Genomic DNA, 22,643 nt, shown 5'->3' with positions numbered 1-22,643 from the left:
GTGCCGCCGCCGTTCAGTCGCGCGTCGACCAGAGCGCCGCGGCCACGAGGGCGGGCTGGAAGAACAGCCGAACCAGTCGCTTGGCGTCGGTGTCGAGCCCGAATCCATTTCGGCGCGCCAGCCACTGATCGATGTTGCCGGGGAACACCGCGACGAAGAACGCGGCGAGGATCGCGCCGACGCGCCGACGCTCCTTCGGAAGCGCTACGAGGGCCGCGCCGAGCATGACCTCCACCACCCCCGACGCCACGACGATGCCGTCCCTGTCGATCGGAACGACCTCGGTCGCCCAGCCGGGCACCTGCTTCTGGAACTCGCGGCGACCCCAGAACAGGTGGCTGACTCCGGCGAAGACCATCGCCCCGGCGAGAAGCCATCGCAGTGTTGTGCGCATGCTCCTCATCAAACCGGACGATCGCGTCCCGATGAAGTCGTTGCCGCCCGACCTGGTCAGTGATACCGGCCGCTGTAGGCGTTGATCGCCGGCTGACCGCCGAGGTGCGCGTAGAGCACGGTGGACTCCTTCGCGATGTCGCCCGAGGCCACAAGGTCGATGAGTCCCGCCATCGACTTGCCCTCGTAGACGGGGTCGAGGATGACGCCCTCGAGGCGGCCGGTGAGGTAGATCGCCTCGTCAGTCGATTGCACCGGGATGCCGTACTCGTCGCCCGCCCAGCCCTCGAGCACGGTGATCTCGTCGTCGCGAAGGTCGCGGCCGACGCCGATGAGGTCGGCGGTGCGGCGGGCGATGCGGGCGACCTGGTCACGGGTGGTGTCGATGGTCGCTGAGGCGTCGATCCCGATCACGCGGCGGGGGCGGTCGCCGAAGTTCTCGAGGAGGTCGGCGAAGCCTGCGATCATGCCCGCGTGGGTCGAGCCCGTGACCGTGCAGACGACGATCGTGTCGAAGAAGACTCCGAGCTGCTCCTCCTGCGCCTTCACCTCGTGCGCCCAGTTGGCGAAGCCGAGTCCGCCGAGGCGGTGATCGCTCGCGCCGGCCGGGATGGCATAGGGGCGGCCGCCGGATGCCTCGACCTCGGCGATGGCGTCCTTCCAGGAGTCTTTGAATCCGATGCCGAAGCCTGCCGGTGACAGCCTGACGTCGGCGCCCATGACCCTCGAGAGCAGGATGTTGCCGACGCGGTCGTTCACGGCGTCCGGCCAGTTCACCCAGTGCTCCTGCACGAGCACGGCCTTGAGGCCGAGGTGCGCCGCGACCGCGGCGACCTGGCGGGTGTGGTTGGACTGCACGCCGCCGATCGATACCAGCGTGTCGGCGCCCTCGGCCAGCGCCTCGGGGACGAGGTACTCGAGCTTGCGCACCTTGTTGCCGCCGAAGGCGAGGCCGCTCGAGACGTCCTCGCGCTTGGCCCAGATGCGCGCGCCGCCGAGGTGTGCGGTCAGGCGATCGAGGGGGTGGATCGGGCTCGGACCGAAGGTCAGCGGATGACGGGGGAAGTCGGCGAGGGTCATGCGGGCTCCTGGTTCGAGTGGTCGTGCGCGGTCAGGACGGTTCCGGATGCTGTCAGCATGTGTGGCAGATCGACGCGCAGGTCGCCGACATGCCCGAAGCCCCTGACTTTCCTCACCTGCTCGCCGGCGGCCCTCACCCCTTGCCACTGTGGTTGGCTGGTCGAGTCGGTGGGGGTCGAGTCCCGGGCGAGGTGAGCGGATGGCGGACGGCGTAGGGCTGCGCTCGGAGCGCGGACCGATCCTCCTCGCCCTGATGCTGTCGACATTCCTCATCGCGATCGATGCGACCGTCCTCGCCACTGCGGTGCCGACGATCGTCGAGGAGTTCGGCGGGTTCGAATCGTTCCCGTGGCTCTTCTCGGTGTACACGCTCGCGCAGGCCGCGTCCGTGCCGGTGTTCGCGAAACTCAGCGACACGATCGGGCGGCGCCCGGTCCTGTACGCCGGCATCGTGCTGTTCCTCGTGGGCTCGGTGCTGTGCGCATCCGCGTGGAGCATGGGTGCGCTCATCGCGTTCCGTGCGGTGCAGGGCCTCGGCGCCGGTGCCATCATGCCGACGACCATGACCGTCGCCGGCGACATCTACACCGTGCGCGAGCGGGCGAAGACGCAGGGCTACCTCGCGAGCGTCTGGGCGATCGCGTCCGTCGCAGGGCCCACCATCGGCGGTCTCTTCTCGCAGTTCCTCTCGTGGCGGTGGATCTTCTGGATCAACGTCCCGCTGTGCCTGCTCGCCCTGTGGATGCTGTGGCGCAACTACCGCCAGCCGTTCGAGCGCCACCGCCGCCGCATCGACTACGCGGGCGCCGTCCTGCTGACGGCGGCACTGGTGCTCCTCGTCCTCGCACTCCTCGAGGGCGGGAACGCGTGGGCATGGGGCTCGTGGCAGAGCGTCACGGCGTTCGGCCTCGGCGCCGTGCTTCTCGTCGTCTTCGCCCTCGTCGAGCGCCGCGCCGAAGACCCGATCCTCGCGCCGTGGGTCTTCTCGACCCGCATCGTGGTGACGACCTCGGTCGTCGGACTGCTCGTGGGTGTCGTGCTCATCGGCCTCGTCTCTTTCGTGCCGACCTTCCTGCAGTCCACAACGGGTGCCGTTCCGCTCGCCGCGGGCTTGGCCGTCGCCGCCCTGACGCTCGGCTGGCCCATCTCAGCCGCCGTCGCCGGCCGCTTCTACCTGCGGATCGGCTTCCGGGCGACGACCCTGATCGGCAGCGTGCTGGCGATCGTCGGCGCCGGCATGCTCGTCGTGTTCGCCCTGTCTCCGTCGATTCCCCTCACGGCGCTCGGATGCTTCGTCGTCGGCCTCGGGCTCGGGCTCGTCGCCGCTCCCGCCCTCATCGCCGCCCAATCCTCGGTGGAGATGCGCCGCCGGGGGGTCGTCTCGGGCACGAACATGCTCGCGCGGTCGATCGGCAGTGCGGTGGGCGTCGCCCTCTTCGGCGCGATCGCGAACACCCTCATCGCCGCCAACGGCGGCCCCGCGGTGCCGGATGCCATCCAGTCCGGAACGATCGCCGTCTTCGTCGGGGTCGTGGGTGCGGCGCTGCTCATGCTCGTCGCCTGCGCCTTCATTCCGCCCGTCCAGATCGCCGAGCGTGAGGCGGAGCCGACCGAGGCGCGCAGCGACGCGGGATAGCGGAGCGCGGACTCACCCCCGCAGCATCGCGCGGAGCGTCTGAATGGTGTCGGCTTCGGCAGGCCGTTTGTCGTCGCGATACCGCTTGACCCGTGCGAACCGCAGGGCAAGACCGCCCGGATAGCGCGTCGACCGCTGCACGCCGTCGATCCCGATCTCGACCACGATCTCGGGGGGCAGCCAGACGGTGCCGGGCGTCTCGCGCACGGCCAGCTCTCGGAAGCGCTCGGTCTGCCAGGTGAGGAGGGCGTCGGTGAGGCCCTTGAAGGTCTTGCCGACCATGACCCACCCGCCGCCGAACTCGCCCGTCTCGTCGCGAGCGCCGAGATGCAGGTTCGACAGCCAGCCCTGCCGACGCCCATAGCCCCACTCCGCGGCGAGCACGACGAGGTCGAAGGTGTGCACCGGCTTGACCTTGATCCAGCTCGCCCCCCGTCGCCCGGCGGCGTAGAGCGACTCGATCCCCTTCACCACCACTCCCTCCTGGCCCGCGGCGAGGGCGTCGGACGCCACGCGCTCGGCCACGGCCGGATCGGAGGTCACCTCGCCCGGAATGCGGTAGGCCGGAGCGATTCGTCCGAGCTCGTCCCGCCGCACCCGCAGCGGCTCATCGATGAGATCGCGTCCGTCGACGTGCAGCACGTCGAAGAACCACGGGTGCAGGACGGTCTCGCGCTCCCCTTCCGCACCGAAGCGCGCCATCGTGTCTTGAAACGGTCGGGGCGCGTCGTTCTCGTCGAGCGCCAGCGTCTCGCCGTCGAGGATGACCGCGGTCACCGGCATGCTCCGGACCACCTCGACGACCTCGGGCAGCCGATGCGTGATCTCAGCGAGGCTGCGGGTGAAGATCCGCACGTCGTCGCCCTGCCGGTGCACCTGGATGCGGGCGCCGTCGAGCTTGTATTCGACAGATGCCTCGCCCAGCGCCGCGACCGCTTCAGCCGCCGACGGCGCCGTGGACGCCAGCATCGGCATGACCCCCCGTCCGACGACGAGGCCCACCTCTTCGAGTTCGGCAGCGCTTCCCGTGAGCGCGAGCAGCGCGGTCTCGCCCAGGTCGCCCGAGAGCATCGCCGCGCGACGGACCGAGTCCGGCGGCCGGTCGGCGGCCCGTGCGATCGCGTCCAGGAGGACGCCCTCCAGCGCGCCGGTGCGCAGCTCTCCGAGGATCACGCGGCGCACGAAGTCCCATTCCGCGGCGGTGGCGCGTTGGGCCAGGCCGGTAAGGACCGTGGTCCGCGCGTCGACGGAACCCGCACCGGATGCGGCGGCGATGACCGCGAGCGCCTGGTCGAGGTCGCCCACCGTAAGTGTCGGCTGGTCGGCGTGCCGGGCATCCAGCGCGCCCAAGGTGCGCCATCCGACACCGATCCTTCCCTGCCGGGGACTGGCCGTCAGGAATCCGACCGCCGGAGTGATCTCATGGGCTTCGAGTCGCGCGAGCGCACGGGCGAGGGCATCGACCTTCGCGAGCCTCGAACGGGTGGCCGCAACCGCGTCGACGGTCTCGACCAGTTCGGCGAGCAGCATCCTGGAATTCTCCCACTCTCCTCGGACAGTCACACCGGCACACCGATAGCCGGAATACGAAGGGAAGGACGCGTGAGCGCCGATTTCCCGGTCATTTTGAGAATCCGCTCGGCAAACGGGGAGTGTGCCAGTTAGCGTGTGCTCGCCGAGGCCGCAGTGTGGGGTTGGCCTCGGCACCTCTACCCGAGCGTCCCTGGGGAAACAATGAAGCTTCGTCCTGCTCTGCTGTCTTTCGTCGCCGTCATCGCCACGGCCCTACTTGTCGGCGTGGGCGGTTCGGCTTACGCGGCGGACACCATCGAAGTCCGAGGCGATGTCGTGGTCGTCGCCAACAACCCGACGATCGACTTCAACCTCGTACCCTGCGGAACAACCGCGACACGGGAGCTTCAGGTCCAGATCCGGCATGCCGGCAACGGCAACGTCTTCCAGGCCGGAAGCACCATCACGATCAGCGGTTCACCCGCCACCGGCGTGCTCAACGCCTCACGGGTAAGTGCGGCGATAACCCTTCCCGGCAACTGGAACACCGTCCCGAACAACACGCGATCGCCGTCCGTGGACGTTCTCGTCACGCTGACGCCGGTAGCCGCAAGCCCCGTGGGTGGTCAGGTGACCCTGACCGCCGTCGAGACGAAGGCCAACGGGACGGCAGGCCTGACGCAGTCCATCACTCTGCCGGTGTCCTGGAGTGTCGGCAGCTGCGCGCCCGTCAAGACCGACACCGCCACGACGGTAACGTGCACCTCGTCGGTGGTCTTCACCGGAGCCGCACGGACACCGTGCACGGCGAGCGTCCAGGGGGCGAACCTCTCGCAATCGCTTCCCGTCACGTACTCGGACAACATCGACGCGGGCACCGTGACGGCCTCGGCGTCGTACCCCGGCGACGCGACCCATAACGCCTCGAGCAACAGTGCCAGCTTCTCCATCACCAGGGCGCCGTCATCGACGACCGTCACCTGCCCCGGGTCCGTGCCGTACACGGGTTCGGCGCAGACACCCTGCACGGCTCAGACGATCGGGGTGGGCGGGCTGTCCCAGGCCGTCGCCGTGACGCACACCGAGAACACGAATGCCGGAACGGCGACCGCGATCGCGACCTTCGCGGGTGACGCCAACCACGTCGGCTCGACCGGCCAGGCGGGTTTCGCCATCTCTCCGGCGACCGCCCAGTGCTCTGTCAGGGGCTTCGCGGGTGAATACGACGGCGTCGCCCATGGAGCAGGCGGTGTGTGCACCGGTCTCGGCGGTGCCGACCTCAGCGCGGGACTGGACCTCGGAGCCGCTTTCACCGCCGTTCCGGGCGGCCAGGCCGCATGGGCTTTCCAGTACCAGAACTACGCCTCGCAATCGGGGACAGCCCAGATCGCCATCGGCCAGGCTGCGTCGTCGATCTCGCTTCAGTGCGCGTCCGCTGTCTATGACGGCGAGCCGCACCAGACGTGCACGGCGACGGTCGCAGGCGTCGGAGGACTCTCGCAAGAGCTGGAAGTCACGTACAGCGACAACACCAACGCCGGAACGGCGCATGCGTCGGCCTCCTACCCCGGTGACGGCGACCACAAGCCCAGCGAGGCGTCCACGCCCTTCGAGATCACGAAGGCGCCGTCCACGACGAAGCTGGTCTGCCCCGCGTCCGTCCCCTACAGCGGATCCGCCCAGACGCCGTGCACCGCCACGACGACCGGTGCCGGCGCTCTGTCGGCGAACCCCACCCCCGCCTACACCGGCAACCTGAACGCGGGAACGGCCCACGTGGCGGCGAGCTACCCAGGTGACGCCAACCATGAGTCCAGCAGTGCCGAAGGCACGTTCGTGGTGGAGAAGGCCTCGTCGTCGATCAGGCTCGAGTGTCCGACGAGGGTCGTCTACACAGGCCTGGCGCACACCCCGTGCACCGCGACCGTCTCGACCGTCGGGCTCCCCGACTTCCCGCTCGACGCGTCCTACAGCGACAACACGGACGCCGGCGACGCGGCGGCGTCGGCCACGTGGACCGGCGACGACAACCACGTCGGAAGCACCGCGAACGGCGGCTTCCACATCGACCAGGCGTCGTCCTCCCTCCTCGTGAAGTGCGACTCTCCCGTCGTCTACACCGGCCGGCCACTGACACCGTGCACCGCGACAGTCTCGTCACCGGGCCTTGACGACTTCACTGTCGATGTCGCGTACGAGAACAACACGGATGCGGGCGACGCGACTTCCTCGGCCTCGTGGGATGGGGACGCGAACCACGTCGGAAGCAGCGGGATCGGCGGCTTCCACATCGACAGGGCTGCAACGTCCGTCCTGCTCGAGTGCGCCGCGGTGACCTATACGGGCAACCCGCTGGCGGCGTGCACCGCGACAGCGTCCGGAGCGGGCCTCGACGACCTGCCTGTCGAGGTGACGTACTCGAACAACACGGACGCCGGGATCGCACACGCGGCTGCCGGCTACCCCGGCGACGCCAACCACGAGGGCAGCACGGCGGCCCGCACCTTCACCATCGACAAGGCGCCGTCCACCGTCACAGTGACCTGCCCGGCCTCGGTCGTGTTCACAGGTTTCGCCCTCGAGCCGTGCACGGCCCGCGTGACGGGCCCGATGCTCGACCGGTCGGTCGCGCCTCTCGCCTACGCGGACAACGTCGCCGTGGGTCCGGCGACCGCCACGGCCACCTTCCCCGGTGATGCGAACCACGCACCGAACGAGGGATCGGCTGCCTTCCAGATCGCGAAGTGGTCGCTCCAGGGCTTCTACAAGCCGGTCGACATGATCGTGAACGGCAACGAGGTCCAGAACATCGTGAAGGGCGGCTCGACCGTTCCGCTGAAGTTCAACGCGTTCGCAGGCGCGACCGAGATCACGAGCACCACGATGCTGAAGGCGAAGTTCGTCGCGAGCACCATCACATGCGCGTCGGGTGCGATGGCGAGCGACGACCTGTTCCTGACGACCGGCGGCACATCGCTCCGGTACGACGACACGGGCAAGCAGTGGGTCCAGAACTGGCAGACGCCCAAGACCGCGGGCCAGTGCTACCGCGTGACGCTGACCACGGCTGACGGATCGCAGCTGACGGCGCTCTTCAAGACGAAGTGACGAACGGCCGCAGAGCGCCGGCCGCTCCCGTTCCGCCTGGAGCAGGCCGGGGCTTCGGCCCGGACGTCTGCGGTCGCCCTCCGGTGGGCGGATCCGGCAGCTAGCCCCACTCGGGCGCCCAGGCAAGCCCTTACGACCGCGCGACCGGCGCCCGCACGATAGCGGCATGGTCCGCATCGGAACGTCCGGCTGGAGCTACACGCACTGGCGGGGCACGCTCTACGCGAGCGCACCCCAAGGCCAGTGGCTCGACATCTATCAGCGCGAGTTCGACACCGTCGAGCTCAACGCGAGCTTCTACCGATGGCCACCCGATTCGCGCTTCGCCTCATGGCGGCAGCGCCTGCCCGAGGGCTTCGAGATGACCGTCAAGGCGCCGCGCGGCCTCACCCATGCCCGCAAGCTGCACCAGCCCGAGGAGTGGATCGAACGCATGACGCGAGGACTCCATGCCCTGCGCGAGCGCCGCGGCCCGCTCATCGTGCAGCTTCCCCCGTCGATGGAGCGGGACGACGACCGCCTGGACTGGTTCCTCGGCGCCCTGCCGGGCTGGACACGTCCGGTCGTGGAGTTCCGGCATCCGTCGTGGACACACGACGAGGTCTTCGCACTCCTCGAGCGTCACGGGGCGGCGTACTGCGTCATGAGCGGGGCGAAGCTGCCGTGCATCCTGCGGGCGACGGCCGACCTCGTTTACGTGCGGCTGCACGGGCCCGACGCGGACCACCTCTACGGCGGCTCGTACTCCGACGCCGACATGGCGTGGTGGGCTGAGCGGATCCGGGAATGGGAGCGCTCAGGCCACCACGCCTACGCGTACTTCAACAACGACGGAGGCGGCAATGCCGTGCGCAACGCCCGCACTCTGAAGCGGATGCTGCACGCCTGACCCCCGTCCGAACCCTACGATCGCGAGCCGATACGAATGACGCGAGCCGATACGGATGCTCCGTATCGGCTCGCGCCGGATGTATCGGCTCGCGTCCGAGGCGGCGGGGTTACGCGGCGGTTGCGAACGCCTCGGACCGGACGAGCAGCTCGTCGCCGGCGGCATCCACCGTGACGACTCCCCCGTCGGCCAGGCGGCCGTCGACGAAGAGCTCGGCGATGCGGTCGTCGACCTCCCGCTGCACCAGGCGGCGCAGCGGCCGCGCTCCGTACTCGGGCTCGTACCCGTGCTCGGCGAGCCAGTCCGTCGCGGCATCCGTCACGTCGATCGAGACCTCGCGCTTCGCCAGCCGCGCGGCCGTCTGGTCGAGAACGAGGCGAACGATCTCGCGCAGCTGCGCCTTCTCCAGCTTGCGGAAGAGCACGATCTCGTCGATCCGGTTGAGGAACTCGGGACGCATCGCCTCGCGCAGCTTGCCGAACACGCGGTCTCGAAGGTCCTTCTCGCTGCCGAAGCCCGTCGCCCCGCCGCCGTCGGCGAGGAAGCCGATGGCACCCGAACGCGACGCGAGGAACTCGCTTCCGAGGTTCGAGGTCATGATGATGACCGTGTTGCGGAAGTCCACCGTCCGACCCTGGCCATCCGTGAGGCGCCCGTCGTCCAGCACCTGCAGCAGCAGGTTGAAGACGTCGGGGTGGGCCTTCTCGATCTCGTCGAAGAGCACCACGGCGTAGGGGTTCCGGCGGACGCGCTCGGTCAGCTGTCCCGCTTCGTCGTACCCGACGTATCCGGGAGGAGCACCGACGAGACGTGACACGGTGTGCCGCTCGCCGAACTCGCTCATGTCGAACCGGATGACGTCGCCGTCATCGAACAGCGACTGGGCCAGGGCCTTGGCGAGCTCGGTCTTGCCGACGCCCGTGGGGCCGAGGAACAGGAACGATCCGACGGGCCGGTGGGCGTCGCCCATGCCGGTGCGGTTGCGGCGCACGGCTTTCGCGACAGCGGTCACCGCGTCGTCCTGTCCGATGACCCGGGCATGCAGCTCGTCCTCCAGCGAGGCGAGGCGCTCGCGCTCGGTCTCGGTGAGGCGGTTGACAGGGATGCCGGTGGCACGGCTGATCACGGCGGCGATCTCGGCTTCGTCCACGATCGGGGACGGGCCGGCGGTTCCGCCGCGCGTCGCCTCATCGAGCTTCGCCTGCACCTCCGCGATCTGATCGCGGATCCGCGAGGCCTCCTCGTAGTGCTCGGCCGAGACGGCGGCGTTCTTGTCGGCTTCGAGGGTCGCCAGCCGCTCGACGAGCGCCGTGACGTCCACGAGTGCGCCGAGCTTGAGCCGCAGCCGCGCGCCCGCCTGGTCGATGAGGTCGATCGCCTTGTCGGGCAGCACCCGCTCCGTCAGGTACCGGTCGCTGAGCTCCACCGCGGCGCGAAGCGCGGCATCCGTGTATTCCAGTCCGTGGTGCTCCTCGTAGGCGGACTTGAGCCCGTGCAGGATCAGGACGGAGTCCTCGATCGAGGGCTCGCCCACCTTGACCGGCTGGAAGCGGCGCTCGAGCGCCGGGTCCTTCTCGATCGTGCGGTACTCCTTGAGCGTGGTCGCACCCACCAGGTGCAGATCGCCGCGCGCCAGGCGGGGCTTCAGGATGTTTCCGGCATCCATCGCGCCCTCGCCGCCTCCGCCGGCGCCGACGACGGTGTGCACCTCGTCGATGAAGAGGATCATGCTGCCCTCGAGCGCGGCGACCTCGTCGATCGTCTTGGTGAGGCGCTCTTCGAAGTCGCCGCGATACCGGGTGCCCGCGAGCATGGCCGCGAGGTCGAGCGACACGACGCGCTTGCCGAGCAGCTGCTCGGGGACGGCACCGGCGGCGATCGCCTGGGCGAGCCCCTCGACGATCGCGGTCTTGCCGACACCCGCCTCGCCGACCAGCACAGGGTTGTTCTTGGTGCGGCGACTCAGGATCTCGATCGTCTGCTCGATCTCGTCACTGCGGCCGATGACCGGGTCGAGCCGTCCGTCCGCGGCAAGAGCGGTGAGGTCGGTGCCGAAGGTGTCGAGCATCGGGGTCTGCGCCTCGGCCTGCCCGTCGTCGGAGGTCGGTGCGGCGCCGGGGGTCACCGTTTCGCGCACGGCACCGGTGAGGGCCTCCGCCGTCACGCCGGCGTCGGCGAGGATCTTGCCCGCCGGAGTGTCCTGCGACAGCACGATCGCGAAGAACAGGTGCTCGGGGTCGATGTAGGTCGAGCCCGATGAGCGGGCGACCTGGAAGGAGTGGAAGAGCGCGCGGGTGACGGATGCCGTCACCACAGCGCCTTCAGCCTCGGCCGCGGCCGACGCGGACGGAAGCCGCTGCTCCGCTGCCTGAGCGATCGCGCCGGGGTCCGCGCCGATGCGGCGCACAGCATCGCGCACCGGCTCCTGCTCGACCAGCACGTGCAGCAGATGCAGGGCATCCAGCTCGTGCTGCCCGCGTCCGAGGGCGAAGCGCCCGGCGCGCTGCAGCACGTCCTGCGTTCGCGCGCTCAGGAACCGGGTGAGGTCTATCGACCGCTCCGCGCGAGCGCGCTCACCGGCGAGGTACCGTGCGATGAACTCGTCGAACGAGCCGGCGGCGTCTCCGTCACCGGTGAAAGGGGTGAAGTCTTCGGGCATTCCCGTGGTCTCCGTGATTCTCGATCAGTGTCCCGACAAAGTTGAGTCGAGCCGTATCAAGGTCAACGGATCCGCCGAAACGGATATTCCCGGGCGACGGGTGGTCTTCTACGAGAGCCCCTCGCGGGCGGATGCTGTCTTCTCGAGCGCCCGGATGAGGCTGGCGGAGTCGTACGGTCCGACGTGCCGCCTTCCGTTGACGAAGAAGGTCGGGGTGCTGGCGAGGTCCATGAGCTCGGCATCCAGGCGATCGTCGTGGATGCGGCGCAGCACGCGAGGGGATTGGAAGTCCTCCATGAACCGCTCAGGGTCGAGCCCCAGGTCGGCCGCGTACATGCAGAGGTCCGCTGCCTCGAGCCGATCCTGGTTGGCGAAGAGCACCTGCGCCATGTCGATGAACCGGCCCTGCAGCGCGGCCGCCTCCGCCGCCTGGGCCGCCTCCTGCGCGTGGGGGTGCGGCCCGTCGAGCGGCAGATGCCGCCACACCCACCGCACCGTCGATTCTCCGAAGTGCTCGAGCACCGCATCGATCGAGCCGGTCGCACGGCTGCAGAACGGGCACTCGAAGTCGCCGTACTCCACGATCTCGTGAGGGGCCGCCGCACTCCCCCGGAAATGGTCGCGGGGAGCGTCGAACGGACGCGCGAGCATCGCACCGACCGGGCGCGGCGGCCACACCCGGTCGCCGACGACGAGCATGCCCCAGCCTGCGAAGAACGCGAGGACGGATGCTGTCAGCACCGCGACACGCGCGATGTTCTGCGTCTCGGGGTCCGAGATCGCGATGGGCACGAGGAAGAGCGAGATGGTGAACCCGATGCCCGAGAGCGCACCGCCGCCCGCGATGCGGTTGAGCCCGAGCCCGGGCGCCAGCTGCCCTCGGCCCAGCGCGCGCACGAGAGCCGTCGCTCCGGTGATGCCGACGAACTTGCCCACCATCAGCGCCACGACGATGCCCCACGCGACCGGGGAGGTGACGGCATCCCGGACCGTCTCGGCATCGAGGCGCACGCCGGCGTTGGCGAAGGCGAAGATCGGGAGCACGCCGAACGAGATGTACGGCCGCCAGGCGGCATCCACTCGTTCATTGATCGACAGCGAATCGCGGAGGCTCCGGGTGACGGCGGCGGCGTACGCCGGGTTGGGCGACTCTCGGAAGGCCTGCGTGAGCGTGGCGGTGCGCTCGACATCGCCTCTCCGCGGCGGGAACACGGGGATGAGAAGGGCGACGGCGACACCCGCGAGGGTGGGATGGATGCCCGACAGCAGCACCGCCACCCACAGCGCGGCGCCGAGACCGACGTAGGCGATGCCCCGCCCGGCGGGCAGGAAGCGCACCGCCGCGAGCAGGGCCATGATCACGATCGCCGCGATGAACGGCACCGGGTCGATCCCGGCGTTGTAGAAGACGCCGATGGCGAGGAGGGCGCCGATGTCGTCGACGACGGCGAGCGTCAGCAGGAAGATCCGCAGGCGGGACGGGTACTTCGGGCCGATGAGGGCGAGGGCGCCGAGCAGGAAGGCGGTGTCGGTCGAGATGACGACGCCCCACGCATCCGCTTCGCCGCTCGTGAGGTTGAAGAGCACGAAGATGAGCGCAGGGATGATGAGGCCTGCCAGCGCGGCCGCCATGGGGACGACCGCGCGCGAGCGGTCGGTCAGCTCGCCGATCGTGAGCTCGCGCTTGACCTCGAGCCCCACGAGGAAGAAGAACAGGGTCATGAGGCCCTCGTTCACGACAGCGTGAAGCGGGAACGAGACGCTGAGGTCGCCGGCCGAGAAGGCGATCGGAAGCGACCAGAACTCCTCGTACCCGGTGCCCCACGGGGAATTGGCCCAGACCATCGCGATGGCGGCGCCGACCAGCATGAGGGTCGCGGCGAGCCGGTCACGGTCGAGTGGCCGTCTCGGCCGCGGACTCGGCCGGGTCGCCCGCAGGCGGGTTTCGCTCACGCCTGCTCGCCGAACGGCTCTTCGTGCAGGCCCTGGAGCGCCGCGGTCAGGGCGGGTGCGCCCCCTGCGAACCCCGAGTCGAGCTCGGCGAGCCGGGCGTCCGCCTCGACAAGCGCGGCCTGTCCTTTCTCGGTCGCGCGAAGATCGGATGCCGCGCCGGCCTGGGCGGTGGCGTCTTCGACCAGCCCATCGTCCTGCAGTGCCCGCACGGCGGTGTGGGCCGTCTGGACGGTGATCTGCGAGCGGCGCGCGAGCTCGGAGAACGAGATGCCCGGCGTCGCCCGGATGTGCGCGAGCAGACCGTACTTGCGGGTGGTCAGGCCGAGATCCTTCAGGCCCGCGGTCAGCTTCGCGTCCCACACGCTCGAGACGGTGAGCAGCGCGATGACGGGGCTGAAGGGCGGACGCTCGGGCATGACCCCTCATCGTACTCACGCGGTCGGGGCTAGGGGCTCGGCGCCCGTTCGTAGTGGTCGGGCTCGATCGTCAGCTGTGCCTGGCCTCCGGTCAGTGCGCGGAGGTCGAGTACGTACCGCTCGAGCTCCGCATCGGGGACGCTCGCGATCACACGGGTCAGGCCGTCCGCGGCGGATTCGCTGGCGTGCACGTGGCCGCGCCGCCCCGAGAGGTCTGAGAGGACCGGCCCCTGAAGGTCCACGGGCACGGTGACGGTGACCGTGGAGACCGGCTCGAGGAGCAGCGTGCCGGCTTCGGCGAGCGCTGCCTTGACGCCGAGCGAAGCCGCCGTGCGGAACGCCATCTCGGACGAGTCGACCGAGTGGGCCTTCCCGTCGAGCAGCTCGACCTGCACGTCGACGACCGGATGCCCCAGCGGTCCTCCGGAGGCGAGGGACTCGCGGGCGCCGCGCTCGACGGCGGGGATGTACGCCCGTGGCACTGACCCGCCGACCACGGAGTCCACGAACGCGAACCCTCCCCCGGGCGGTAGCGGCGAGACGCGCAGCCGCACGATCGCGAACTGGCCGTGCCCGCCCGACTGCTTCTTGAGCCGGCCCTCTGCTTCGGCGGGGCGCGCGATCGTCTCGCGGTAGGCCACCGGTGCGCTGCCCGTGGTGACGTGCACTCCCAGGACGCGCGCCAGACGCTCGACCGCGACCGCCACGTGCGTGTCGCCCTGGCCGCGCAGAATGGTGGCGCTTCCGGTGCGGTCGACGACGAGGGTCGGATCCTCCGCCGCGAGCCGGGCGAGGGCCGTGGTCAGCTTCGCATCGTCGGATTGCGACACAGGCTCGAGGGCGGTGGCATAGACGGGCGCGCGGACGGGAAGCGGAACAGGTCGTGCTCTGCCCTGGCCTCGCGACCAGAGCAGCGAGCCGGCGGGAGTGCCGGTGAGCTTCGCGACAGCGCCCACCTCGCCCGCGCGGAAGGCGTCGGCGTGCAGGTGCTCGCCTCCGCGGAGGCGGAACAGCGCCGGGATCCGCTCCTCGACGCCGGTGGTGGTGTTCCGCAGCCGGTCCCCCGGCCGGACGATGCCCGAGAGCACCTTGAACATGGCGACCTGGCCGACGAACGGATCCGCGACGGTGCGGAAGACGTGGACGAGAGTCTCACCGGCGGGGTCCGGCGAGACGCTGTGCGCGGATCCCCCTCGCCCGTCGTCGCCGGCGCCGAGGACGATCCGGCCGTCGTGCGCACCGGCGGCCGGGCTGAGCTCGCAGACCAGATCCGCGACGTGGGCGACGCCGGTCCCGGTGACCGCCGAGCACACGACGATGGGCACGGCATCGCCGGCGGCGACAGCATGCCCCAGAGTGTGCTCCAGCTCGCTCGCGGACGGTTCCGTCCCATCGAGGTAGGCCTCCAGCTGGGCATCGTCGTGCGAGACGATCTCCTCGGTGACCTCCTGATGCAGGCGGTGCTCCTCGTCCGCCAGCTCCGACGGCAGCTCCTCGTCATGGCTGCGGCCCGCGTCGTCGTAGACCAGCGCCCGTTCGCTCAGGATGTCGGCGACCCCGTGGAACTGGTGCTCCTCGCCGATCGGCAGCTCGATGGGCCAGAGCGTCGCCCCGAAGGCCTCCCGCAGCTGCTGCACCGTGCGCCGGAAGTCCGCGCGGGCACGGTCCTCCTGGGTCACCACGATGATGCGGGGGACGCCCGCGGCGCCCGCGTTCGCCCACGCCGTGCGCGTTCCCCCGGTCACGCCGTCGACCGCGCTGACGACGATGAGGGCGACATCCGCCACGGCGAGGGCGGCGTCCACGGCTCCCACGAAGTCCGGGTGGCCGGGCGTGTCGATGAGGGTGACGGCGTACTCGGCGTCGCCGACGGTCCAGCTCAGCCAGGCGAGGGCGAGCCCGAGCGTTGCACCGCGGGCGATCTCCTCGGGCTCGTGGTCGCAGACGGTCGTTCCCTGCTCGACACTGCCCATTCGGGGTATCGCACCGGCCCGGTGCAGCAGCGCCTCGGCGAGCGTCGTCTTGCCGCATCCCATCGCACCCAGCAGGGCGACGGTGCGATGGGTGGGGGCATCCGATGTGGCGGCCAATGAGTCCTCCCGCGTCGTCGCGGATCGATTGCGACCATCGTGCTCCCGACCGCGCGACGGCGCCAGTGCTCCGCGGGAAAGCCGGAGAGGGCGGCCGATGTCAGGAGTTCACCGGCGCCCACTCTCCCGCGGTGCACTGGTAGAACTCGCGGGCGTCGATATCGACGTAGATGTCCCCGTCAGGCTCACAGGTGACAGGGTCCGGCTCACCGGTCCCCAGGAGCACCTGCGTCCCAGCGGCTCCTGGTTCTCCCGGTCCTCCTGTCTCGCCCTGCTGACCTTGCGCTCCCTCCTGACCCTGTTCGCCCTGCGACCCTTGCTCGCCGGTCAAGTTCTCGGCGGCGGACTCGCGGATGTTGCCCGCGATCACCCAGGCCCCATCACGGAAGACGTAGACGTCAGCCGTCTCGACGTCGATGTAGAGGTCTCCCTCGTATCCCTTTCCTTCCGCGGGAACGCCCGTTCCCGCACGGACCGCCGATCCCGCGGGCAGGATCTCGGCAATGATGTCGGCGACCTCGTCCGAGGACCGGGGTGTGGGAACGGGCGCCGGCGTTTCCGCGACCGTGGTCGCCTCCGGCGGCGCATCGTTCGCGCCCGCCAGCGACGCGCCGAGGAACGCGGCGACGAACGAGAGGAGCACGACGCCGATGCCGACCCCGATCAGCGCGCCGAGCCCGACTCCTGACCTGGGCGGCACAGGGGCGGCAGCCCCGCTCGGTGGCGCCGACCGTGTGATCGGCGGGGTGGTCGGCTCGGGCGTGCGCGACGTGCCGGGGTCGGTGGGGTCGGTCATGACGAGGTTCTCCTGCCAGGCGAGGGCGGCAATGCAGATGTGCCGCCAGCGTAGGGCATCGCCTGCGGAGGAACGCGTCCGGCACTGCCCGATCCCGCCGCGGGAGGCGCTGTGTGTGTCAAGAGGTATGCCCTATCCGGATACCCCTCGTAGTCTCGACGGGATGCGAGAGTTCTTCCGCGGTGCTGGAATCCTGCTGGGCGGGTTCGGCTGGTGGCGCACCCGGCCGGCCACGATGCTGCTGGGCCTGGTTCCGGCCGCGCTCGTGGGGCTGGTCCTCACCGCGGGGCTGATCGCGCTGGGCCTCTCGCTGCCTGGGCTGACGGCCGCCGTCACCCCGTTCGCCGAAGGGTGGATTCCCGCCTGGCGCGACTTCCTCCGTCTCGGCGTCGGCACCGCGCTCTTCGGCGGCGCGCTGATCATCGCCGTCGTGTCGTTCACCGCGCTGACGCTGGTCGTGGGCGACCCGTTCTACGAGCGCGTATGGCGTCGGGTCGAGACCGATCTGGGCGGCGCCGTTCCGGATGGAGAGTCCCCTTTCTGGGGCTCCGTCGTGGATGGGCTGGCACTCGTCGGCAAGGGCATCCTCGTCGCGATCCTCGCGGGCCTCGTCGGCCTGATCCCCGCTGTGGGAGGCATCGCGGCGTTCCTCACGGGGGTCCTGTGCACGGGCTGGCTGCTCGCCGACGAGCTGTCGTCGCGGGCGTTCGCCGCACGGGGCATGTCCCGCAGCGAGCGCCGCACGGTGCTGAGGGCGCATCGCGCCCGCACTCTCGGCTTCGGGGTCGCGACCCAGCTGTTCTTCCTCGTCCCGCTCGGCGCCGTCGCGGTGATGCCATCGGCTGTGGCGGGCTCGACGGTTCTCGCCCGATCGCTTCTCGCGGGCGCCGAGAGGGGCGACCGCAATCGCTGAGACCGGGATGCTGCAGCATCCCGCTCGTGGCAGGCACTTTGCCACTGATCGACGGACAAGACGCCCCTCTCCGCGCGCGACTGACCGCGACTGGCCTCCGAGGCTGTTGGGCATAATGACGGGATGCTCCAGTTGCTCTCGCTGCCGGTGGACCTGCAGGTTCGCGACGGGTTCATCACGGTCCGGCGCGCCGGCATGACGGATCTCGACGACATCATCCGCCTCCTGGGCGATGGCTCAGATCCTCGGCGATCCGGCGAATGAGCTGCTGGTCGCCGTCGATCGCCACCGACGGGTGGTCGGGACGCTGCAGCTCACGGCGATCCCGGGGATGGCCCGCCGCGGGAGTATGCGGCTCCTCGTTGAAGCCGTCCGGGTGGCGGGCGTCCACCGCTCGTCGGGGATCGGGGGCGCGATGATGAGCTGGGTTACCCGCATCGCGGCGCCCGCCATCGGCGCAGACCTCGTCCAGCTCACTTCGGATGCGGCGCGTTCCGACGCCCACCGGTTCTACGAGCGACTCGGCTTCGCTGCCTCGCATGTCGGTTTCAAGTACCGCGTTCCCCAGAGGCCTGCACCGCCGGCCTGACCATCGGGATGGGGCGCAGCACGTGGAGTGGTTCACTGGGCTTGTGATGGCTGAGGCGGTGACGGATGCCGATGTCGCGATGCGGGCGGCACTCAGTGGTTCGGCAGTCGCTCGATCGCGATACGGGACGAAACCGCTGCGCGTCGCGCAGACGGGCGTCGATTTCACGACAGAAGCGGATGTCGAGACCGAGAGGGCGATCCGGGCTGTCCTTTCGGAGCTCCGTCACGACGATGCGATCGTGGGCGAGGAACTGGGCGCGACCAGTGAATCGGCGCGGCGCTGGCTGGTGGATCCCATCTGCGGCACCATGAACTTCGCCGCGGGACTGCCGGTGTTCGCAGTGAACGTCGCCCTGGAAGTGGACGGCAGGACGCGAGTCGCCGCCGTCGTGGATCCCATCGCCGGCCATGCGTTCTGGACAGATGGAGTCACCGCATACGGACGGGCGGACGGTGTCGAGAGCGTGCTCACGCCGACGTCGCGGTCAGGGCTGGTGTCGGTGAATCTGGAAAGCGAGTATCCGAACGGGGTCGGTGCTGGGCTGCTGTGGGACGAAGCGGTGCGATCCCGCTTCAGCCCGCGATGCCTGTCGAGCACTCTGGCGCTTGCGTGGGTGGCATCCGGTCAGCAGGCGGCATATGTGACCGGCGGGGACCTTCGTGGAAGCGTGCACTGGACTGCGGGCATTCTGCTCTGCCAGGTCGCCGGCGCTGTGGTCACGAACCTCGCCGGCGGCGAGCTGCACACCGGAGACCACGGCATGCTCGCCGCCGCCGACGCGGAAACGCACGCCTTCCTCCTCGACGCGATGAGGTAAGGCTCCTGTGATGCGGTGGGTCCGAGAGAACGGGGTTTCCGCGGGCGACGCGGGCGGTCAGCTGAGGTGTCTCCTGAAGAAGCCGTTCGGTCCTTCGCCGGCATGTCGAGGGACGCCGGTGTGACCGCCCATATTGGCGCTCAAGCTCTTCTCCTCGGACGCGAACGCATCGAACAGGTCCAGAGCCATCTGGCGGTCATTTCCCTTGTCGTCCCACTGCAGCAGGACATGCAGCGGGATGGTCACGCGGCGCGCCTCTTCCAGGATGGCGCGGGGGACGAAGCTGCCGGCGAACAGTCCCGCCGCCACGATCCGCGGCTCCACCACCGCGAGCCGCACACCTATGGAGATGATCCCTCCCGAGTACGCGACCGGCCCGCCGATCTCGGGCAGCGACAGGAGGGCGTCCAGCGTGGCCCGCCATTCCGGAACGGCCGCGTCGACCAGCGGCAGGACGAGGCGGTCGATGATGTCGGCGCTCACCGGCTCGCCTGCCTGGAGCGCTCTCCGCAGGTCGGCGCGGGCCTCTTCGATGCCGGCCAGGCGTGGTCGGTCGCCGCCACCGGGGAGTTCGATGCTTGCGGATGCGAAGCCGTCCGCGGCGGCATGCCGGGCCCGCGCGGACAGCCGCGGGTGCATCTGTGCGAGACCACCGGGATGACCCAGCAGGATCAGCGGGACGGGGGCGGGGATGGACTCGGGAGTCCAGAGGATGCCCGGAATCTCACCGAGCGCGAAGTCGCGTTCGACGACTCCGTCATCCAGTCGGGGTTCAGAGATGAAGTGCATGGTCGTGCCTTTCGGGAAGCGCTTTGAGCGGCGCTCCCGGACGGCCTATCGTCCGACCGTGACTCCAGAAGGGAGCACCCACGTCGATTCATTCACAGGTACCACCTCCTCGATCACTTCCACACGGACGCGGCCAGGGTATCAGGCGCCGAGGTGGCCGGAGAGTCTGCGATGGAACCGCGTGCTGCGGGGATCGAGGCCTTCGATGACCGCCTCGATGTCGTGGCGCTGATACTTGGTCACCACCGCATCGAGGGCGGCGACGCTCGAGGCGTCCCAGATCTGCGAGTCGCTGAAGTCGATCACGACTTTCGGCGGGTCGATGCCGTATGAGAACGTCTCGACCAGGTCGTTGCTGCTGCCGAAGAACAGCGGTCCATGGACCGTGTACCGCGCGACGGAGCCGTCCACGACGCGGTCGACGGTGATGACGTGCGCGACCCGACGAGCGAAGAGCACCATGGCCAGCACGACGCCGACGAGCACGCCGATCGCGAGGTTGCCGGTGACGACCACGACGACGATCGTGACGAGCATCACCAGCGTCTCCGGAACCGGCATCCGCCGCAGAGTCGACGGGCGGATGCTGTGCCAGTCGATGGTCGTGAGGGCGACGATCATCATCACCGCCGCGAGCGCCGCCATCGGGATCTGCGCCATGAGATCGCTCATCAGGGTGACGAGCAGGAGAAGCGCGATTCCCGCGGCGAACGTCGAGATGCGCGTGCGTGCGCGAGCCATCTTCACATTGACGATCGTCTGGCCGATCATGGCGCAGCCGGCGATGCCGCCGTAGAACCCGGCGAGGATGTTCGCGACGCCCAGCGCCCACGACTCGCGGTTCTTGTGCGACCGGGTGTCGGTGATGTCGTCGACGAGCTTGGCGGTGAGGAGCGTCTCCATCAGCCCGACGAACGCGATGCTGAGCGCGGTGGGCCAGATCAGCTGCAGGGTGGCGAGGTTCAGCGGGACGAGCAGCGGCGTGATGCCCGGGAGGGCACCGCCGATCTCGCCTTCGTCGCCGACATTCGGCACGCTGAGCCCGGCGATCATGACGAGGGCGGTCACCACGACGATTGCCACGAGGGGTGAGGGCACCGCCTTGGTGAAGCGCGGAAGCACCAGCACGATCACGACCGTGAGCGCGAAAAGGGGGTAGACGACCCAGGGAACGTCGATCAGGTGCGGCACCTGCGCGACGAAGATCAGGATGCCGAGGGAGTTGACGAAGCCGAGCATGACGCTCCGCGGGATGAACCTCGCGAGTCGGGCGAGCCCGAGCGCTCCGAAGGCGATCTGCACGATGCCGGCGAGGATCACGGCGGGCAGGAGGTACTGCACCCCATGGTCCTTCACCAGCGGCGCGACGACCAGCGCGACGGAGCCTGCCGCCGCAGTGACCATGGCGGGCCGTCCGCCCAGTACCGACATGCTGAGGGCCAGCACGACCGATGCGATGAGGCTCACCTTCGGGTCGACGCCCGCGATCACCGAGAACGAGATCACCTCGGGGATGAGCGCGAGAGTGGTGACGATCCCGGCGAGCACCTCGCGGCTGAGCAGAGCGGGGCTGCGGAGAGCGGTCAGAGTGTCGATGAGTCCAGGCTACCCAGCACCGGAAGGGCCGCCGCACGGGATCGGCAGCGCAGCCGCCGATGCTGGTCCCGTGATGGCGGAGCGGCAGGTCAACTCGTCAGGACGACCTTGCCGATATTCCTGCGCTGCTCGATGTAGCCGTGGGCCGCCGCGACCTCCGCGAGGGGAAAGGTGCGGTCGACGTGCGGACGCACCCATCCTTCCTCCACGCCATTGAGGATGGTCCGCATCCATCCCGCTGTCATCTCAGCCTCGCCCCAGAGATGACCGAGGTTCACGCCGAAGACGCCCTTGTTCGCATTCATCAGCGGCACCGGGTGGAAGAACGGCATTCCGGCGGCGGCCCCGCCGAGGCGGAGCGGCCCAGCCAGCTTGGACGACGTCGCGGTCGACACCCCGAACATCCCGAGCCGGCCGGTGGAGCGCAGCGCCCGGTAGCTCTTCTTCCAGTGCGTGCCGCCGAGCGGATCGGTGATGAGCGAGACGCCCTTCCCCCCGGTAAGGCGGTCGACCTCTTTCGTCCAGTCAGTCTCGCGATAGTCGATGACCTCGTGGACGCCGCGCTCGAGAAGGAAGGGGTGCTTCCCCTTGCTGGCGGTTCCGTAGATCGTCGCGCCGACGTGCCGCGCGATGTCGATGGCGGCGAGCCCGACGCCGCCGCCGGCGTTGTGGATGAGCACCGTCTCGTCGGCCTTGAGTGAGCCCATCACCACGAGCAGCTGCCATGCGGTGAGGTACGCCACAGGAAGAGAGACGCCGGCCTCGTGCGAGAGGCCTGTCGGCTTCGCGAAGACCTGCCCCGCGGGAACGGTGACGACGTCCGCGTAGCCGCCGAATCGCGTCAGAGCGATGACCTCGGTGCCGACCAGGCCAGGGTCGACGCCCCTGCCGACGGCGTCTACCGTGCCCGACACCTCGTAGCCGACGACGACCGGCGGTCGCGGGGCGTCGGGATACAAACCCCGCCGTGCGAGGATGTCGGCGAAGTTTATGCCGCTCGCTTTCACCCGGATGCGCGCCTCTCCGGGGGCCGGCTCGGGGTCAGCGCCCTCTCGAAGCTGCAGCTTCTCGGGACCCCCGTGACCGACGATGACTGCGTGCAGCATGGGACGCTCCCTCCGTCGACCGATCTTCCATGGCGCCGGCACTCGCGCGCCGACGACATCGGGGCGAGCCTACGCCGACGGCAATCGCCGCTACAGAACACGCCCGGGAGGCGTGCCTCCGCTGCGCCACCCATGTGCCGACACGGGCGAAGTACTGCTCCCCGGGCGTGATCGCGCATCGCGATCGTCCCACTCGTGCGGGGTGTGCGCGAGCGCGGCTCCTGTGCATCGGAAGCAACTTCTCCGGCACTCGCCAGCATCGCGATCACGGCGGTGATCGCTGAATGTCCGGGGGGCT

At 69.6% G+C, this 22,643-nt stretch carries 18 protein-coding genes; 7 read left to right on the top strand and 11 right to left on the bottom strand.

The genetic code is table 11. From position 1 onward, the window contains the following. Positions 1-13: 13 nt before the first annotated feature. Together AC1DP3_RS02190 and AC1DP3_RS02185 are read right to left on the bottom strand one after the other, a co-directional pair. Positions 14-394 carry a DoxX family protein gene (locus tag AC1DP3_RS02190; RefSeq protein ID WP_477290854.1) on the bottom strand — a complete coding sequence of 127 codons (381 nt, stop codon included), beginning with the start codon at positions 392-394 and terminating at the stop codon, positions 14-16. A 56-nt stretch (positions 395-450) separates the two neighbouring features. Beyond that, positions 451-1,473, bottom strand: a complete 1,023-nt coding sequence (locus tag AC1DP3_RS02185; protein WP_477290852.1) for a 1-aminocyclopropane-1-carboxylate deaminase — start codon at positions 1,471-1,473, stop codon at positions 451-453. Positions 1,474-1,672: 199 nt separating this feature from the next. Between AC1DP3_RS02185 and AC1DP3_RS02180 the strand changes: the two genes are divergently transcribed. After that, entirely contained in the window at positions 1,673-3,109 is a 1,437-nt protein-coding gene (locus tag AC1DP3_RS02180; RefSeq protein ID WP_477290850.1) for an MFS transporter, read from the top strand. 12 nt (positions 3,110-3,121) lie between these two features. Here AC1DP3_RS02180 and AC1DP3_RS02175 read toward each other — a convergent pair whose 3' ends face one another. Then, entirely contained in the window at positions 3,122-4,639 is a 1,518-nt protein-coding gene (locus AC1DP3_RS02175; RefSeq protein WP_477290848.1) for an ATP-dependent DNA ligase, read from the bottom strand. Between the two features lie 204 nt (positions 4,640-4,843). On the opposite strand from AC1DP3_RS02175, the gene AC1DP3_RS02170 reads away from it, so the two are divergent. Together AC1DP3_RS02170 and AC1DP3_RS02165 are read left to right on the top strand one after the other, a co-directional pair. Further along, positions 4,844-7,729, top strand: coding sequence for a PxKF domain-containing protein (locus AC1DP3_RS02170; protein ID WP_477290846.1), 2,886 nt, complete (start codon positions 4,844-4,846; stop codon positions 7,727-7,729). A gap of 166 nt (positions 7,730-7,895) precedes the next feature. Then, positions 7,896-8,618, top strand: coding sequence for a DUF72 domain-containing protein (locus AC1DP3_RS02165; protein ID WP_477290844.1), 723 nt, complete (start codon positions 7,896-7,898; stop codon positions 8,616-8,618). A gap of 109 nt (positions 8,619-8,727) precedes the next feature. Here AC1DP3_RS02165 and AC1DP3_RS02160 read toward each other — a convergent pair whose 3' ends face one another. The 5 genes from AC1DP3_RS02160 to AC1DP3_RS02140 all read right to left on the bottom strand — a co-directional run bounded on the left by AC1DP3_RS02160 (position 8,728) and on the right by AC1DP3_RS02140 (position 16,532). Next, on the bottom strand, positions 8,728-11,277 hold the full coding sequence (locus AC1DP3_RS02160) for an ATP-dependent Clp protease ATP-binding subunit (protein WP_477290842.1): 2,550 nt from the start codon (positions 11,275-11,277) through the stop codon (positions 8,728-8,730). A gap of 108 nt (positions 11,278-11,385) precedes the next feature. Beyond that, positions 11,386-13,230 carry a Na+/H+ antiporter NhaA gene (gene nhaA / locus AC1DP3_RS02155; RefSeq protein ID WP_477290840.1) on the bottom strand — a complete coding sequence of 615 codons (1,845 nt, stop codon included), beginning with the start codon at positions 13,228-13,230 and terminating at the stop codon, positions 11,386-11,388. Beyond that, the gene (locus AC1DP3_RS02150; protein ID WP_477290838.1) at positions 13,227-13,646 is read right to left on the bottom strand and encodes a MarR family winged helix-turn-helix transcriptional regulator; all 420 of its coding nucleotides are present in this window, start codon (positions 13,644-13,646) and stop codon (positions 13,227-13,229) included. Before AC1DP3_RS02150 ends, nhaA begins: the two co-directional genes overlap by 4 nt. Before the next feature lie 29 nt (positions 13,647-13,675). Beyond that, positions 13,676-15,736 (bottom strand): elongation factor G, encoded by a 2,061-nt coding sequence (locus tag AC1DP3_RS02145; protein WP_477290836.1) that lies wholly within the window; start codon positions 15,734-15,736, stop codon positions 13,676-13,678. A 100-nt stretch (positions 15,737-15,836) separates the two neighbouring features. Beyond that, entirely contained in the window at positions 15,837-16,532 is a 696-nt protein-coding gene (locus tag AC1DP3_RS02140; RefSeq protein ID WP_477290834.1) for a hypothetical protein, read from the bottom strand. A 163-nt stretch (positions 16,533-16,695) separates the two neighbouring features. On the opposite strand from AC1DP3_RS02140, the gene AC1DP3_RS02135 reads away from it, so the two are divergent. The 4 genes from AC1DP3_RS02135 to AC1DP3_RS02120 all read left to right on the top strand — a co-directional run bounded on the left by AC1DP3_RS02135 (position 16,696) and on the right by AC1DP3_RS02120 (position 18,854). Then, a complete protein-coding gene (locus AC1DP3_RS02135; protein WP_477290832.1) occupies positions 16,696-17,445 on the top strand; it encodes an EI24 domain-containing protein in 750 nt (249 codons plus the stop codon). 123 nt (positions 17,446-17,568) lie between these two features. Next, a complete protein-coding gene (locus tag AC1DP3_RS02130) occupies positions 17,569-17,709 on the top strand; it encodes a hypothetical protein (RefSeq protein WP_477290830.1) in 141 nt (46 codons plus the stop codon). Continuing rightward, positions 17,678-18,034, top strand: a complete 357-nt coding sequence (locus tag AC1DP3_RS02125; protein ID WP_477290828.1) for a GNAT family N-acetyltransferase — start codon at positions 17,678-17,680, stop codon at positions 18,032-18,034. Before AC1DP3_RS02130 ends, AC1DP3_RS02125 begins: the two co-directional genes overlap by 32 nt. Positions 18,035-18,056: 22 nt before the next feature. Continuing rightward, positions 18,057-18,854 carry an inositol monophosphatase family protein gene (locus AC1DP3_RS02120; RefSeq protein ID WP_477290826.1) on the top strand — a complete coding sequence of 266 codons (798 nt, stop codon included), beginning with the start codon at positions 18,057-18,059 and terminating at the stop codon, positions 18,852-18,854. A 57-nt stretch (positions 18,855-18,911) separates the two neighbouring features. On the opposite strand, the gene AC1DP3_RS02115 is transcribed toward AC1DP3_RS02120, so the two are convergent. From AC1DP3_RS02115 to AC1DP3_RS02105, 3 genes are all read right to left on the bottom strand, one after another. After that, entirely contained in the window at positions 18,912-19,643 is a 732-nt protein-coding gene (locus AC1DP3_RS02115) for an alpha/beta hydrolase (RefSeq protein ID WP_477290824.1), read from the bottom strand. A gap of 141 nt (positions 19,644-19,784) precedes the next feature. After that, a complete protein-coding gene (locus AC1DP3_RS02110) occupies positions 19,785-21,239 on the bottom strand; it encodes a SulP family inorganic anion transporter (RefSeq protein ID WP_477291839.1) in 1,455 nt (484 codons plus the stop codon). 89 nt (positions 21,240-21,328) lie between these two features. Continuing rightward, entirely contained in the window at positions 21,329-22,345 is a 1,017-nt protein-coding gene (locus AC1DP3_RS02105; RefSeq protein WP_477290822.1) for a synaptic vesicle VAT-1 family membrane protein, read from the bottom strand. Positions 22,346-22,643 lie beyond the last annotated feature (298 nt).

This window comes from Microbacterium sp. P5_B6 (assembly GCF_056400345.1).
The sequence above is the reverse complement of the archived record's forward strand: the minus strand, read 5'-3'. Positions and strand labels throughout refer to the sequence as shown.

What these genes read in the sequence shown, in the direction of transcription:
- AC1DP3_RS02190 (WP_477290854.1), bottom strand. Translation starts at nt 394, where the DNA reads ATGCGCACAACACTGCGATGGCTTCTCGCCGGGGCGATGGTCTTCGCC.
- AC1DP3_RS02185 (WP_477290852.1), bottom strand. Translation starts at nt 1,473, where the DNA reads ATGACCCTCGCCGACTTCCCCCGTCATCCGCTGACCTTCGGTCCGAGC.
- AC1DP3_RS02180 (WP_477290850.1), top strand. Translation starts at nt 1,673, where the DNA reads ATGGCGGACGGCGTAGGGCTGCGCTCGGAGCGCGGACCGATCCTCCTC.
- AC1DP3_RS02175 (WP_477290848.1), bottom strand. Translation starts at nt 4,639, where the DNA reads ATGCTGCTCGCCGAACTGGTCGAGACCGTCGACGCGGTTGCGGCCACC.
- AC1DP3_RS02170 (WP_477290846.1), top strand. Translation starts at nt 4,844, where the DNA reads ATGAAGCTTCGTCCTGCTCTGCTGTCTTTCGTCGCCGTCATCGCCACG.
- AC1DP3_RS02165 (WP_477290844.1), top strand. Translation starts at nt 7,896, where the DNA reads ATGGTCCGCATCGGAACGTCCGGCTGGAGCTACACGCACTGGCGGGGC.
- AC1DP3_RS02160 (WP_477290842.1), bottom strand. Translation starts at nt 11,277, where the DNA reads ATGCCCGAAGACTTCACCCCTTTCACCGGTGACGGAGACGCCGCCGGC.
- AC1DP3_RS02150 (WP_477290838.1), bottom strand. Translation starts at nt 13,646, where the DNA reads ATGCCCGAGCGTCCGCCCTTCAGCCCCGTCATCGCGCTGCTCACCGTC.
- AC1DP3_RS02140 (WP_477290834.1), bottom strand. Translation starts at nt 16,532, where the DNA reads ATGACCGACCCCACCGACCCCGGCACGTCGCGCACGCCCGAGCCGACC.
- AC1DP3_RS02135 (WP_477290832.1), top strand. Translation starts at nt 16,696, where the DNA reads ATGCGAGAGTTCTTCCGCGGTGCTGGAATCCTGCTGGGCGGGTTCGGC.
- AC1DP3_RS02130 (WP_477290830.1), top strand. Translation starts at nt 17,569, where the DNA reads ATGCTCCAGTTGCTCTCGCTGCCGGTGGACCTGCAGGTTCGCGACGGG.
- AC1DP3_RS02125 (WP_477290828.1), top strand. Translation starts at nt 17,678, where the DNA reads ATGGCTCAGATCCTCGGCGATCCGGCGAATGAGCTGCTGGTCGCCGTC.
- AC1DP3_RS02115 (WP_477290824.1), bottom strand. Translation starts at nt 19,643, where the DNA reads ATGCACTTCATCTCTGAACCCCGACTGGATGACGGAGTCGTCGAACGC.
- AC1DP3_RS02105 (WP_477290822.1), bottom strand. Translation starts at nt 22,345, where the DNA reads ATGCTGCACGCAGTCATCGTCGGTCACGGGGGTCCCGAGAAGCTGCAG.